Here is a 13702-nt window from a genome sequence, read left to right as displayed (position 1 = left end):
TCGCACAATTCCCTTCGTGTTAGAACAAAAATCTATGAGCCAACCGTTCCATTCGGGACAACAGCTCAGGCATATGGACAGGTTTTACTACATAATCATCGGCACCCATCTGCAGGGCATGTACAATATCCGCCTGATTATTTCTCCCTGTCAGCATGATCACTAATATATTCACTTCCGGATACGTCTTGCGAATTCTTTCCAGGACTTCAACGCCATCAAGATCCGGCATCACACCATCCAGTAGAATAATATATTTCTCATCTATGGAATACCAATCCGATTGCAAGAAATCCAGCCCATTCGCATAACTGCTGATATTCACCTCAGCAATATCCTCCGGCTCCCAAGTATCAATCTGATGAGTCACTATTTTTCGAATCAACGCATCATCATCCACAACAATTACATTTAGAACCGAATGCTTTTTAGTCGACGATAAATGGTCCGTGTAGAGTGTAGTCTGATTCCTTCCAGCATCTTTGCTGGCATAGAGAGCTTGGTCTGCTTCTTCTACAATTTTATCGGCAATATTCTCAGCTTCTGTTACCTCTGATATCCCACTCGAGAAGGTCACATGAAAGACTTCATTCTTCGCAAAAAATTCAGTGGCAGCAAATTGCTCCTGAATACGGTTTATTACTGTCAATGCAGAACTCGCATCCGTATTTGGCAGGAACACAGCAAACTCTTCTCCACCGAAGCGGCAAAAGGTATCTTCCATACGAATCGAACCCTTTACAAGCTCAGACAAGGACTGTAATACCTCATCTCCGATTAGATGACCATATGTATCATTAATCTTTTTGAAATAGTCCAGATCAATCAGTGCTAAAGAAAACACCCGTTCCGTGCGCTTAAAATCGCAAATCAGCTGCTTCATCACTTGATTAAAGTGTTTTCGATTAAACGCACCCGTCAATTCATCCACAATGATGGATTCCTGCCACTCCCGCTTTAACTCAAAACGGTTTTTAATCAAAGCCAGAAATAAATCAATATCTACAGGCTTCGATAAAAAATCCATCACGCCCAGCCTATACGCATGCAGTTGAGTCGCTTTGGAGTACTCCCCACTTATAATGATGATTGGAATACGTTCTTTTTTGGCTTTGCCGATAATTTGATTCAAGACCTCAATTCCGCTGATATCAGGCAAAAGAATATCCAGAAGAATTAGATCCGGTTTGGTTTCATAAAAAATCTTGAGACCTCGTTCAGCGGACAAGGCTATGCTTACATAATAGTTCTGCTTCTCCAATGATTCTTTTAAATAAGCCACTAATTCTACATCATCATCAATAAGCAAAATATCATTATGTGGGAGCGCATCATCATTTCCTTTTTTGTCTAACGTCTTAACTGAACCTAGAGAAACCGATGAATCTTGATTAAACAGTGGAATAAGCGGATACAAATAATCGCCCCACTCTTCAATAGACCAGTTCTTAAGGCTACTTTCCATGAAATAGGGCAACGTTGCATCGGCAAACTGTTCAACTTCTTGTAACCCCACTGTTCCTGCCGTACCTTTCAAATTATGCAAAAAACGATAAATGTCCTTCTCGTTAACTTCCGACAGTTCCGACCATTCCTGGAGGGTTTGTTTGGTCCGCTCTTCAACCATATTTTTATATTTTTGTGTAGTCATATTTACTCCTTCAGAGTATCGTATCAATCTCTCACTTCATCATATTTTTCATATACTGTCAATCGAATTTTCTTTAAATTCATAGGACTTTATATAAAAATGATCAAACGGACAAAAAACCTTTGGTTGAAGCTTGCTTCAGCATTTGTAATAATGATTGGAATGGTTCATTCCGTTTACACGGCGTAATCACCATATACAAAGGGAGGCTGTATTTATGAAGGGGATTATTACTGTATTAGGAAAAGACAAAGTAGGGATTATTGCCAAGGTATGTACATATCTTGCCGAGCACAATTTGAACATTCTGGATATTTCTCAGACGATTGTACAAGATTATTTTAACATGATGATGATTGTAGACATTTCTGGCGCGACTAAAGCATTTGAGGATATTGTTGAGGATTTACATTTGATCGGAGAAGCGATCGGCGTGGAAATCAAGCTTCAGCATGAGGATATTTTTAATATTATGCACCGCATTTAGGAGGATGACCATGATATCACTGGTGGAAGTACAAGAAACGAATAAGATGATCCGTGAAATGAATCTGGATGTACGTACCATAACGATGGGGATCAGCCTCATGGATTGTGCACATACAGATATGAGAACTTTTAACCAAAACGTATACGACAAAATCACTAGATCCGCCGAGAAGCTCGTCAAAACAGGTGAAGATCTGGAAAGACAATTCGGTGTACCCATTGTTAATAAACGGATTTCTGTGACCCCTATTGCTATTGCTGCTGGTGCCGTGAAGACGGATACGTATGTGCCTGTAGCGGAAATTTTGGACAAGGCTGCCAAAGAAGTTGGCGTTAACTTTATTGGCGGCTTCTCTGCGCTTGTGCAAAAAGGGTGCACCAAAGGTGATCGTATTCTAATCGACAGTATCCCAGAAGCACTCGCAGTCACTGAAAGAGTCTGTTCTTCCGTCAACGTCGGCTCCTCCAGAAGTGGAATCAATATGGATGCTGTGAAATTAATGGGTGATATCATTATTCAAACTGCGGAACGCACCAAGGATCGGGATTCCATCGGCTGTGCTAAGCTGGTTGTCTTCTGTAATGCTGTCGAGGACAATCCTTTTATGGCTGGAGCCTTTCATGGGGTCGGTGAACGGGAATGTGTCATCAACGTTGGCGTCAGTGGCCCGGGTGTAATCAAGCGTGCATTAGAGGAAGTAAAAGGTCAGGACTTCGAAACCTTGTGTGAAACGATCAAACGGACTGCTTTTAAAGTTACGCGTGTGGGACAACTAGTTGCGCAGGAAGCATCGAAACGGATGAACGTGCCTTTTGGGATTATCGATTTATCTCTGGCTCCAACACCAGAAATTGGCGATTCCATTGCGGAGATCTTTCAAGTCATGGGTCTGGAAGAAGCTGGCGCACCAGGAACAACAGCCGCTCTGGCGATTCTAAATGACAATGTTAAAAAAGGTGGCGTGATGGCCTCCTCCTATGTTGGTGGACTCAGTGGAGCCTTTATTCCAGTTAGTGAAGATCACGGAATGATTCAAGCCGTACAGCGTGGTGCTCTTACGCTTGAGAAGCTAGAAGCCATGACCTGTGTATGTTCTGTAGGACTGGACATGATTGCTATTCCGGGAAGTACCACCAAAGAGACGATCTCTGGCATCATCGCCGATGAAGCTGCTATCGGAATGGTCAACAACAAAACAACCGCTGTTCGCGTCATTCCTGTCATTGGCAAGGATGTAGGCGAAATCGTAGAATTTGGCGGCCTACTTGGATATGCGCCTGTCATGGCTGTTAACGGCTTCAATTGTGCCAACTTCATCAACCGAGGCGGACGAATTCCTGCTCCAATTCACAGCTTTAAGAACTAATAGAAACCTCAAACAGCAAGTCCCTAATTGTACCTAGGCGACTTGCTGTTTTTTATTGTTCAGAGCTTGAAGATGTTAATGTTATCAGATTTAAGCCCGCTGGATCCCAATATTAGGTGTTCCCCCGGTCAAATCGATAAATAATACATAGTCATTTCCATCCGTGCCCTTCAGCACGAGTCCTGTCTGACTTGAAACTCCCACAGCGAAATATCTGACTTGTTGAAGGCTCGTAGGTGCTGAAACTGGTGACAAAGCCTGATTCACCGCGATCAAACGGGTCGCAGTTTTGATGGTACCTGCACCACTAATTTCACCGGTTACACCCAAATGACCAAGTATAGATTCACTACCGTTCACATTAAGGCTTCCCATTATCGTCTGACTACCATTCAAGTGCAGATTTGAATCGATAGTCTCATTCCCGTTAACATGCAGATCATTTTGAATGGTCTGACTTCCTGTAACAAGAATATTATCGAAGGTTGGCAAGACGATCATCCCTTTCAGGTTTTATAGTATATTTTATGTTAGACAAGACAATCCGGTCATAGATAGATATACATCTTTTACTAAATCCGCTTTTCCCTTCAAGATTCAGATTAATGGTCTTATACCTAAAGTCAAATGAACCCCCTACACATATAATGATTAGCAAGACTAGGTGCTAGAGCGAACGACTGGCTCCAATGAATACAGGAGGAATTATGAAGAAGACAGCTACTAGGCTCACTCCTCAAAGGCCCTCAACTCACGAAGTCTCCATCAGCCAAGTTCATCAATCGCAACACCATAATCTCATTCTCGAGAACTCTTACAGAGCGGAAACCATAACACGGGAACTAAAGTAATTAAGAGTATTGCTTCTGGTCCCCTCAGAGATAAGTGATAAAATGCCTAATGTACGACTTTTTAAAGATCAGCTAAGGCATCTGGTCAAAGAAGTGCTTGCCATTAAGTTACATCATAATCTAGAAGAATATTTAGCACAGTATCAGCCTGATCTGATACTAGCCTTGGGATCAGAATCCCTGTTCCCTGAGGAGAATATTCCTGCCCTCAAAGCTTATAACGCTCCTAAGGCCGTATGGATGGCAGATGCGACCTGCCTTACGCGAACAGAACGTAATCTAGCGCTGTTATTCGATTATATTTTCACACAGAACATAGCTAATCTAATCTATTATCAAGGTTTACGTGAGAAACATTCGTGCTACCTCCCTTATGCTCCAGATACAGAACTCTATTATCCAAGACGTGTGGAGAACCGTTACCACAGTGACGTACTCATTCTCGGCCATTTTCAAATGAATAGTGTTCTTGAAACCCTAGCTCATTCGGAACTACTTCATGGTCTCAAGATAATGACCTTTGGTAGCGGGTGGGAGCCCACCAAAAATTTCATAGACATCACCTACGATAAAACAGAAATATCTAACTATTATAATGGAGCAAGGATCATCATCAATTGCACAGGATCTGTGCAGCAAATTATGGAGGTCGCTGCTTGCGGCGTATTTCAGTTCGTGGAAGATCATCCCCATTTTCAAAGTTACCCCATCACAGAAGAAGACCTTATTCGTTTCCAGAACTTTAAAGAGCTCTCTGAGAGCTTCAAGTACTATATTGCTCATAGTGATGCAAGGAGAAGTTCGGCTTCTCGTGCTCTAAAGGAAGTGAAGTACAATCATTCTTATCTTCAGCAGGGAAAGCTGCTTCTCAAAAAAATATTCACAGAACCATAGGGGGTGACTTGACTTGAAATGCATCGCTTTTGTATTGCCTCAGTTTCATCAGATAGCAGAGAACGATTCCTGGTGGGGAGAGGGATTTACAGAATGGACAAATGTCAGGAAGGCTACAGCCCTTTATCCTGAACATGATCAACCGAAAAAACCGTTAAATAATAACTACTACGATTTAACGGACCCTAATGTGAAACAATGGCAGGCAGAAACTGCAAAAGCTCATGGCATTTACGGTTTTTGTTATTATCACTATTGGTTCAATGGCAGGCGACTTCTGGAACAACCGGTTCAGCAGATTCTTGCCAGCAAAGAGCCTGACTTCCCCTTTTGTCTGTCTTGGGCTAACGAACCTTGGACACGAAGCTGGGATGGCACTGAAGAAGATGTCTTGATGCCACAAGAATATGGAGAAGAACGGGATTGGCGAATGCATTTTTATGCTTTGTTAGAGGCCTTCAAAGATGAACGATATATTTGCGTAGACGGCAAACCAGTATTTATTATCTATAGATCCTCCAGCATCCCTCGGTGTGATGAAATGCTTCAATGTTGGCGTGATTTAGCTCAGCAAAACGGACTTAAGGGCCTTCATCTTGTCCGGACACTGGGCGGATTCCCCCTAAATACAGAGCACGGGTTCGACGCCAGTCTAGAATTCGAGCCTCACTACACATTCGCACATGGCGGTGTAAAGCACTTATGGAGTTCCAAGCAGGTGGAGGATCAAAAGCATATTGTCATTGATTACGATGAATTATGGGAATCTATGTTAGAACGGACACCTCATAGGGATGGGGAAATTATATATCCGGGAGCATTTGTTAACTGGGATAATACACCACGCAAAGGTGCTGCCGGACAAAGTACTTTAGGTGCAAATCCTCACAAATTCGGTCAATACCTGTCACGACAAATTGAGAGGACCAAGAAGATGTTCAAAAGTGATTTTATTTATATTAACGCTTGGAACGAATGGGCTGAGGGAGCCTATTTAGAACCGGATGATCATTATCGGTATCAATACTTGCAAGCCATTAAGAAAGCCCTTCAATATCATCACAAAGAAGATCCTTCCACGCCGTAGCGTCAGAAGGATCTTCTTCTTTTATTCCTTATGGTCTTTCCGAAGTCTGCACTCTGGCGCTTCTTGCACTAATCATTCTCCAACCCGTTAGCAGTGCAGCTACAAAGCATATGGATGCCGAAGTCATGAACACTACATGCATCCCACTGATAAATAACTCTGGTCGACCTGGAACTAGACCTGTTACCCGATAACCAGCTTCACTACTCATCACATGAAAGAGAATCGTCGTAGCTATCGTAATACCAACGACCATCCCCACATTACGAACAAGCGAGTTGACGCTGCCCGCAGAACCAAGCTGAGTTCTAGGCACCTTGGACATCACAAGCGAATTATTTGGCGACTGAAACAGACCACTCCCTATTCCTAACATAGCGATCCACACGCCTACCAGCACAACAGAGCTTCCTTCATGAAGCTCAGCTAATCCAAACTGAGCAATAACCATGACTACCAGCCCTGCAAAAGTTAGGAATTCAGACCCGATTTTATCCGATAAAGCGCCGCTTATTGGTGCTACGACTACCATACATATCGGTAATAACATCAACAGGAATCCCGCTTCAAAGGGCGATAGATTCAGCATATTCTGTGCATAAAACGGCGCGATGATATTAAAGCAGAAGTTCGCTGTAAACACGAGGAACCCACATAAAATACTTAATGAAAACAACGGATTCTTAAATAATGACAATTGCAGTAGCGGTTCTTTCCGGCGAAGCTCCGTCCATAAGAAAGCAATGAAGCTGACTATAGCTACGATTAAAGACGTCACAATTAAGCTATCGCCATAACCGAGCTGCTGTCCCAATAAAAGCCCTGCGAATAAACTTATGATAAAAATAGCGAAGAGTAAACTACCTGGAACGTCTATTGTAGATTTCGTCCTAGTTAAATCCTTAGGCAGTACCTTCCAGCCTAACAGGATAGCGATCACTCCAATAGGAATGTTCACCCAAAAAATATACTCCCAGCCTAATGTCGAAACCATAATCCCACCTAAGCTAGGACCAGCTATACTTCCCAGAGACACGAATGTACCTATGAAACCAAGCGCTTTCCCCCGCTCATTGGCAGGAAAGATATCCGTAACGATTCCCTGGCTGTTCGCCATTGTCATCGAAGCTCCGATAGCCTGAATGACACGCGAAGCAAGTAATGCAGGTAAACTTAAACTAAATCCACACAGCATAGAACCAATAACAAAAACTATCGTACCAATCTTAAAGATTCGAATCTTCCCGACAATATCTCCAAGCTTCCCGAAGAAAAGAATCGCAGCACAAATTGCCATCAAATATCCTGTGGTTACCCATTCGATTTGTGCCATAGGCAGCTTCAATTGTTTCGATAATTCTGGCAGAGCGATGTTGACAATACTACCATCAAGTGTGGACATGAAGGTGAAAATATTCAAAACAATTAAAATCATCCAGCGTTTCTTCTGAATTTCCTTGTCTTCCTGATAGGTTGCGCTAATAGAACTCATAAACTAACACCTCATTGAATATATAATCAACGTTTAGTTGCGTACGCAACAAAACTTACTTACCCAGTGTACATCAATTTAGTTGCGCACGCAACGACTTTATTGTACACTTTGTCTCAGAGTAGCAAATGCGCGAACTATAAACCCAAAGAGGTGTCTATATCTTGGAAAAAGAGCCTATAGGAAAGTTGATTTCCTATTTTCATCGTCAAAATCAAAAGCAATTGGTAAAAAAATTCATGCCCTATGGAATAGGTAGTGGCGGGCAACATAGTTTTCTAAAACTAATTACTTCCAGACCAGGGATTACACAAGATCAACTAACTTCTGAACTAAAATTCGATAAAGCCACCACCGCACGCTCCGTGAAGCAATTAGAGAATTCGGGTTATATTGAACGTAAACCAGATCCTAATGATCGACGCTCTCAACTATTATATCCAACGCCTAAAGCAATCGATTTCTCGCCAATTCTTCAGTCTATTTTAGATGATTACAACAAGAGCCTAGTTGGTAAATTAACCAGCGAGGAAGTAGAGCAGCTTCGCAACTTACTTCAAAAAATCAGCACTGACGAAGAATAGGACAAAAAAAGAAACTGTCTCAAAAGTAGTAAAGGCTACCTAAGGGACAGCTTCTTTTTTTGAGAATTATTAGGGAAAAGCTCCCTGAAAATAGCTGGTAAATGTTTCAAATGAATAGAAAGAGGGAAATCCTCCCTAAAAATCAGAGTAATATCGGTATTTGCCAACAAATCAGCGAAATTATAGGGAGAAATTCCCTAATTATTAGTCAGATGAGCAGAAATCTCAGAATTACAGGGAGGAATTCCCTAATTATCGATCAGTGCTCCCGTTTCCTTGGTGAGGACACTCCACTTTTCCACAATCAGTCCATTCACTCCGCTACTTTTAGCGAAAAAATCTATATCATCCCGTGTTCACTTCAATTTTACGGTCTCAGCAACTTCTTTCGTAATCTCATCCCCACCAAGGCTCTTCCATTTCGCTACAAAAACATCAAAGTCACTAAGCGGTGAATCGCCCACAATGATATTTAAAAATGTCTCGCTCTCCAGATTTTGCAGCTCCGTCCACTTACTCTTCATTAGTTGGGTGTTTCCGTAAAATACTCCCCGCACCCCCTCAATAGCAGTTGAGGTTAAGACGGCAACTCCATATTTATATGCATTCGCTGCTTTCCAGCCTTCCAGATCTTTCTTTGGTTGTTCAGTGTCCTCCACCCATTGATCATAAATGAGACGGGTATCTGGATTTAATGTATCCGGGTCTATTTTGCCATGCAAAGCTTGCTGGATATCTGCATAATGTTTCTCTATCGCATCCGAATAATCAATTAAAAGGTCAAACGGATAATAAGCACGCAGCTGAATTCCTGTTTGCGCAGAGAAATCATCCAGCTTCTTAACTTCCTCCGAATTAGGGTCTTGTCTTCTCTCAAGTCTTGTAAACACGTTCAACTGCTTCATAATCGCCTCTGGATGCTCAAAACCTTTACGCACAACAAGGTATCGGTCTGTTACCGGAGCCAAATGAGCAACAAACTTACCAGACTCATCAAGTGGAGCAGCATACGCTCTCCATTCTGCCTTCGTATCGAGAGCAACCGCCTCTGACAAAGGATAATATGGCATCCACCACGGGCCAAAGAACATGCCTGATTTCCCTGTAATAATAGGCTCTTGCGTTTCTTTATAAAGTGCAAAATTAGGGTCCAGCAACCCTCTTTTATACCAATCAGCCAGTTTGGCAAGCGCTTGTTTGGTCTCAGGTGTAATGGATCCATATACAATATTCCCAGCGTTATCCTTGATCCAATTGGTGGGAAAAGCATGCAATGCACTAAACACAGCATCCAGACCATTTACTAATGGCTTTGTCCCATAGATGATATTCTTGTAGCCGCTAAGTCCGACCGTATCTCTTTTGCCATTGCCATCGGGGTCTTTCTCAATAAAAGCCTTCGCTATGTTCTCAATATCTTCGAAGGTTTGCGGTGCCTGCAGCTCCAGTTTATCCAGCCAATCCTGACGCACCCAGAGCAGAACAGGCGAATCCGCATCAATGGCTACATTAGGCAATCCGTATAATTTGCCGTATCGAGAAGCATCGGATAATGCCTCACCCTGAGTAGAATTGTACATATCCTTAATTAAATCAGAGCCATATACATTGTAGGTCTCTGTAAGGTCCTCTACCATGTCATTATCAATGAGTTTCTTCAATTGATCTCGATCAACAACCATCGCATCCGGCAAATCATTGCTATCGATCGCAAGCTGTGCTTTTTGATTAAAAGCATCTTCACCCTTCGCTTCCCAAGAGTGAACTACCTTGATATTCGTAATGCTCTCCAAATAACGGGTGATTGGATTGTTGTCGTTGCTGTCACCTGTATTTAGTCTGGAATCGGGAACCTTAAATCCTACACGAATCACGATCGGATCTTCGTATTTGCTATACGCTATAGAAGCATCTTCGACCTCACCCTGAGGACTTCGAGTAGAATCTACTGTTTTGTTCTGGTCACGGCATGATGTAAGTCCGATCATCATTACAATTAAGAGGATGGATCTAAATAATCTCATCATTGGTCCTTCCCCTCCGAACGATATTCACTCGGGAGTTGACCAATACGTTCTTTGAACAGTCTACTGAAGTAACGGTCATCTTCAAAGCCAGACCTTGAAGCAATCTCACAGACGGGTAATGAAGTCTCCCGCAATAATGATTTAGCCAACTCAAGTCGCATTCCCCGTAAACATTCACCGAAGGTCTCCCCAGCAAAACGAGCGAAACATTGACTGAAATAACCACGGCTCATATTAATTTCCGCCGCTACGTCGCTCTGATTGATTTTGTCACCTGCATGGCTCTGCATGTAACGAACTGCGCGAATAAGGCAAGACATCACCTCTTTAGTCAATCCTAGCTCGAGCATTCTCCTTCCCACATGATCAGAAAATCGGCGCAGCCAGGTCTTCCAATGGCACCAGTTCAAATTAAACGAAATATCCCGTTCCAGTTGAACAGCATCCTCTGACTTCAAAAGTAAAGAACTCCAGCTTTGCAAAAGGGAATGGGCGAACGTTAGAAATCTATCCTGCCTTGGCTTCTGCAAGAGTATGTTCGTTACAAAATTCTCCCATTCGTTTCCATCAATCGTCCACTTGAGATTTTGAGCTTGCGCGAATAGATCAGCTTCAGCCGGTTTTAAATGGGGAACCGCTATTTCCTTCTTTAGTTCCTCATAATTCAGAAAGGTCAGTTCTTCAGCACTAGAATGATAAAATAGCATATGCCGAAGCTTCGTGGTGAGCTGCTCCTCCAATTCCTGTAGTGACTGATCTCTTAACCCACTGATGAGCGCGGTCTGCCATCTCCCAGAAAGCTGGTTCTTAAGCTCACGCTTCCCCTCCTCTTCCGAGAACCGGTGAAGCAAGGGCGACATCCACATCTCATGAAAGGTAATCAGCGGATTATTCTTCACGAAGGATAGGTGAAATAACTCTTCTTCATTACAGTGGCTGCTTAATGGTAAATAGAGCAGTGCCTTGCCTGCAGCTATCCTTTTACCTTCACCATGAACCAGTGCATCCCTTGTATTGTCCTCCCATTTGATGCGATCGACCAGGCGACGTATAGTCTCGTCCGCATTTTCCATCTCCAATAGAGTTTTGACAATATAATCAACGGCTCCTAAACGCATGGCCTCCTGCACATAGTCAAACTCATGATGGCAAGTAAGCACAACACAGCGAATACCTGCGAAACGCTGCCTTACTAGTTTAATTAGCTCGAACCCAGAAATGCCGGGCATAGTCAAATCTACAAATAACAGATCCACATCCTGTTGTTGAAGTAGTTCCAAGGCCGATTTACCATCTCCCGCCTCACCGACAATCACAACCCCTAAGGATGACCAATCAATTAGAGATATGAAGCCTTTCCGCACAAGTCTCTCGTCATCAACCACTACAGCCTTAATCATCGAAGTCCTCCTTACCTTTCCTCGGGATCACGATAGATACAACCGTACCTTCCCCTAGCTTGCTGTACATCTCTAGCTTCATTTGTTCTCCATAGTAGGTTCTGAGCATCCGGTTCACGTACGAGAATCCGATTCCGAGCCCCCGTTTCTTGGCGCCATCCTCTGACAGCAGTTGATCTAACGTATCCGCATCCATTCCAGCCCCATTGTCTCTTACACACAGCTGAACTTCTCCTTCACCATGCTCTGTAATCAAGACGTCCACCCTGCCATTATCGCTTAGTCCATGATAAATCGAGTTCTCAACAAGAGGTTGAAGTAAGAACCTGGGGACAGCCACAGACAATACATCCTCATCAGCCTCCACGTTAAATTCGAATTCATAGTCATAACGGATGTGCTGCAGTTCCATATAATTTCGGATCGCTTCAATTTCCTCTCCAAGGGTAACAATGATGCTTTGCTTGCCCAGATTATAATGCAGCACCTTTACAAGAAGAGTAACCAGCTTGTCGATCTCCTTCTGACCGTTAAGCCTTGCCATCCACTGTACCGTATTCAATGTATTATGCAAAAAGTGAGGGTTAATCTGACTAAGTAGCTTTTCAATCTCGAATTGGCTTTTCTGCTTCTCATTATGGGCTACCGCAACAATCAGCTCATTCACCTGTTTCTTCATCTGCTGGAAGTTACTAAGCACAAAATCAAACTCTTCCACATTCGTGAAGGAAACCGGAGAGGTAACATTTTCCGCCATTCGATTAATTTCAAGGTTAACCTTGCGCAAAGGACCATAAATCTTTTTCCAGATCATCAAAGCCAGAACTCCGGCAAAGAGTAGTGTCGAGAACGCGAGCAGGATCATTTTATAGAACCAAGAATAAATTTCACTGTTGAATTCGGACTTTTTAACTACTGCAATAAGCTTCCATCCCTGTGGACTAGCGTATCGAAACAGATGATATCCGGTAAGTGTTTCATGTGATAGATTAGAGTTGCTTCCAGCAGCTTTGATAATTCCTTGAGGTAATTTACCATCAATGACATAAGTGCTAGTGCCCTGTTGATTCACAAGCAGGTGGTTAACCTTCATCCCGTATGATTCCTGATTAAATATTTTGCGAAGCAGGCTATAATTCGTCTCTAAATAAATATATAGCTTATGTTCACCTGGTACGCGTACAATGCGCTGTTCTGAGAACACGAGATTATCGCCGACGGCATACATCGTAGAATGCGGCCCATAATAATCAGCTCCGTTATATCGCATAAAAGAAGGTAACGTACTGATATCGAAATTTCTGCGCGCACTCATATTCGTGAACAGAACCGGATCATCACTGCTTGGCATAATGTAGGCTGTAAGTCCAATGTAGGGATTCGTGAAATTAACGAGGTTGATCTTCTGGTTGATGGAGTTCATCATTTGCGATTTGCGATAAATTTGCTTTTCCTGAATAAATGAGGACATTTCTTCCACAATCTGACCATCCAGCGCAAACTGTTTAGAGGCAAAATCCATATTGTCGATGGCATTCTCCAAGCTAGAGGCTTCCTGTTTCAAGCTTGCACTTATACCATTGCCAATTTTCCCTGAAAGAATAGAGTAAATAGAGGTGTAGGTTACGAATCCTACTAAGAGAAGCGGAAGAAGTGTTCCGATAACTAGATAGATGAATAAGGTATTCCGTAAGGATTTGACAACTGGGGTATGATTACGCTTAAGTACTCTTACCATCCGAATGATCCTCTTCCTTCTTCCTGTAAGCGTTCTATATATATATCAATGTGAGAATACCACATTTATCCTTAATTGAATAGAATAGGGCAGAACAGCCTCCACGCCGCCCCGCCCTATTT

Annotated in this window: 11 protein-coding genes; 5 read left to right on the top strand and 6 right to left on the bottom strand. The window is 42.7% G+C overall.

Going from position 1 to position 13702, the window contains the following annotated elements:
• Positions 1-19: 19 nt before the first annotated feature.
• On the bottom strand, positions 20-1651 hold the full coding sequence (locus PAENI_RS23785) for a diguanylate cyclase (protein ID WP_149646880.1): 1632 nt from the start codon (positions 1649-1651) through the stop codon (positions 20-22).
• A 217-nt stretch (positions 1652-1868) separates the two neighbouring features.
• On the opposite strand from PAENI_RS23785, the gene PAENI_RS23780 reads away from it, so the two are divergent.
• Together PAENI_RS23780 and PAENI_RS23775 are read left to right on the top strand one after the other, a co-directional pair.
• On the top strand, positions 1869-2138 hold the full coding sequence (locus PAENI_RS23780; protein ID WP_042189980.1) for an ACT domain-containing protein: 270 nt from the start codon (positions 1869-1871) through the stop codon (positions 2136-2138).
• Between the two features lie 13 nt (positions 2139-2151).
• Positions 2152-3507, top strand: coding sequence for a PFL family protein (locus PAENI_RS23775; protein ID WP_256716384.1), 1356 nt, complete (start codon positions 2152-2154; stop codon positions 3505-3507).
• A 90-nt stretch (positions 3508-3597) separates the two neighbouring features.
• Here the strand turns inward: PAENI_RS23775 and PAENI_RS23770 are convergent, their stop codons facing one another.
• Entirely contained in the window at positions 3598-4008 is a 411-nt protein-coding gene (locus tag PAENI_RS23770; RefSeq protein ID WP_256716382.1) for a hypothetical protein, read from the bottom strand.
• A gap of 392 nt (positions 4009-4400) precedes the next feature.
• On the opposite strand from PAENI_RS23770, the gene PAENI_RS23765 reads away from it, so the two are divergent.
• Together PAENI_RS23765 and PAENI_RS23760 are read left to right on the top strand one after the other, a co-directional pair.
• Positions 4401-5252, top strand: a complete 852-nt coding sequence (locus PAENI_RS23765) for a glycosyltransferase family protein (RefSeq protein WP_149646879.1) — start codon at positions 4401-4403, stop codon at positions 5250-5252.
• A gap of 13 nt (positions 5253-5265) precedes the next feature.
• Complete coding sequence (locus PAENI_RS23760; protein ID WP_149646878.1) at positions 5266-6339, top strand: glycosyltransferase WbsX family protein; 1074 nt, start codon at positions 5266-5268, stop codon at positions 6337-6339.
• A 28-nt stretch (positions 6340-6367) separates the two neighbouring features.
• Here the strand turns inward: PAENI_RS23760 and PAENI_RS23755 are convergent, their stop codons facing one another.
• Positions 6368-7831 carry an MFS transporter gene (locus PAENI_RS23755; protein WP_149646877.1) on the bottom strand — a complete coding sequence of 488 codons (1464 nt, stop codon included), beginning with the start codon at positions 7829-7831 and terminating at the stop codon, positions 6368-6370.
• A gap of 164 nt (positions 7832-7995) precedes the next feature.
• On the opposite strand from PAENI_RS23755, the gene PAENI_RS23750 reads away from it, so the two are divergent.
• Complete coding sequence (locus PAENI_RS23750; RefSeq protein WP_149646876.1) at positions 7996-8415, top strand: MarR family winged helix-turn-helix transcriptional regulator; 420 nt, start codon at positions 7996-7998, stop codon at positions 8413-8415.
• Between the two features lie 356 nt (positions 8416-8771).
• Here the strand turns inward: PAENI_RS23750 and PAENI_RS23745 are convergent, their stop codons facing one another.
• Genes PAENI_RS23745 through PAENI_RS23735 form a run of 3 tightly spaced genes read right to left on the bottom strand, consistent with a single transcriptional unit; the run spans position 8772 to position 13580 of the window.
• The gene (locus PAENI_RS23745; RefSeq protein WP_149646875.1) at positions 8772-10442 is read right to left on the bottom strand and encodes an extracellular solute-binding protein; all 1671 of its coding nucleotides are present in this window, start codon (positions 10440-10442) and stop codon (positions 8772-8774) included.
• Positions 10439-11842 carry a response regulator transcription factor gene (locus tag PAENI_RS31975; protein WP_188114660.1) on the bottom strand — a complete coding sequence of 468 codons (1404 nt, stop codon included), beginning with the start codon at positions 11840-11842 and terminating at the stop codon, positions 10439-10441. The genes PAENI_RS23745 and PAENI_RS31975 overlap by 4 nt, the downstream gene beginning before the upstream one ends.
• Positions 11835-13580: a sensor histidine kinase gene (locus PAENI_RS23735; protein WP_149646874.1), complete on the bottom strand. Its 1746-nt coding sequence runs from the start codon at positions 13578-13580 to the stop codon at positions 11835-11837. The genes PAENI_RS31975 and PAENI_RS23735 overlap by 8 nt, the downstream gene beginning before the upstream one ends.
• Positions 13581-13702: the final 122 nt, after the last annotated feature.

Source organism: Paenibacillus sp. B2(2019), assembly GCF_008370385.1.
GTDB lineage: Bacteria > Bacillota > Bacilli > Paenibacillales > Paenibacillaceae > Paenibacillus_AQ.
The sequence above is the reverse complement of the archived record's forward strand: the minus strand, read 5'-3'. Positions and strand labels throughout refer to the sequence as shown.

What these genes read in the sequence shown, in the direction of transcription:
- PAENI_RS23785 (WP_149646880.1), bottom strand. Translation starts at nt 1,651, where the DNA reads ATGACTACACAAAAATATAAAAATATGGTTGAAGAGCGGACCAAACAA.
- PAENI_RS23780 (WP_042189980.1), top strand. Translation starts at nt 1,869, where the DNA reads ATGAAGGGGATTATTACTGTATTAGGAAAAGACAAAGTAGGGATTATT.
- PAENI_RS23770 (WP_256716382.1), bottom strand. Translation starts at nt 4,008, where the DNA reads ATGATCGTCTTGCCAACCTTCGATAATATTCTTGTTACAGGAAGTCAG.
- PAENI_RS23765 (WP_149646879.1), top strand. Translation starts at nt 4,401, where the DNA reads ATGCCTAATGTACGACTTTTTAAAGATCAGCTAAGGCATCTGGTCAAA.
- PAENI_RS23755 (WP_149646877.1), bottom strand. Translation starts at nt 7,831, where the DNA reads ATGAGTTCTATTAGCGCAACCTATCAGGAAGACAAGGAAATTCAGAAG.
- PAENI_RS23745 (WP_149646875.1), bottom strand. Translation starts at nt 10,442, where the DNA reads ATGATGAGATTATTTAGATCCATCCTCTTAATTGTAATGATGATCGGA.
- PAENI_RS31975 (WP_188114660.1), bottom strand. Translation starts at nt 11,842, where the DNA reads ATGATTAAGGCTGTAGTGGTTGATGACGAGAGACTTGTGCGGAAAGGC.
- PAENI_RS23735 (WP_149646874.1), bottom strand. Translation starts at nt 13,580, where the DNA reads ATGGTAAGAGTACTTAAGCGTAATCATACCCCAGTTGTCAAATCCTTA.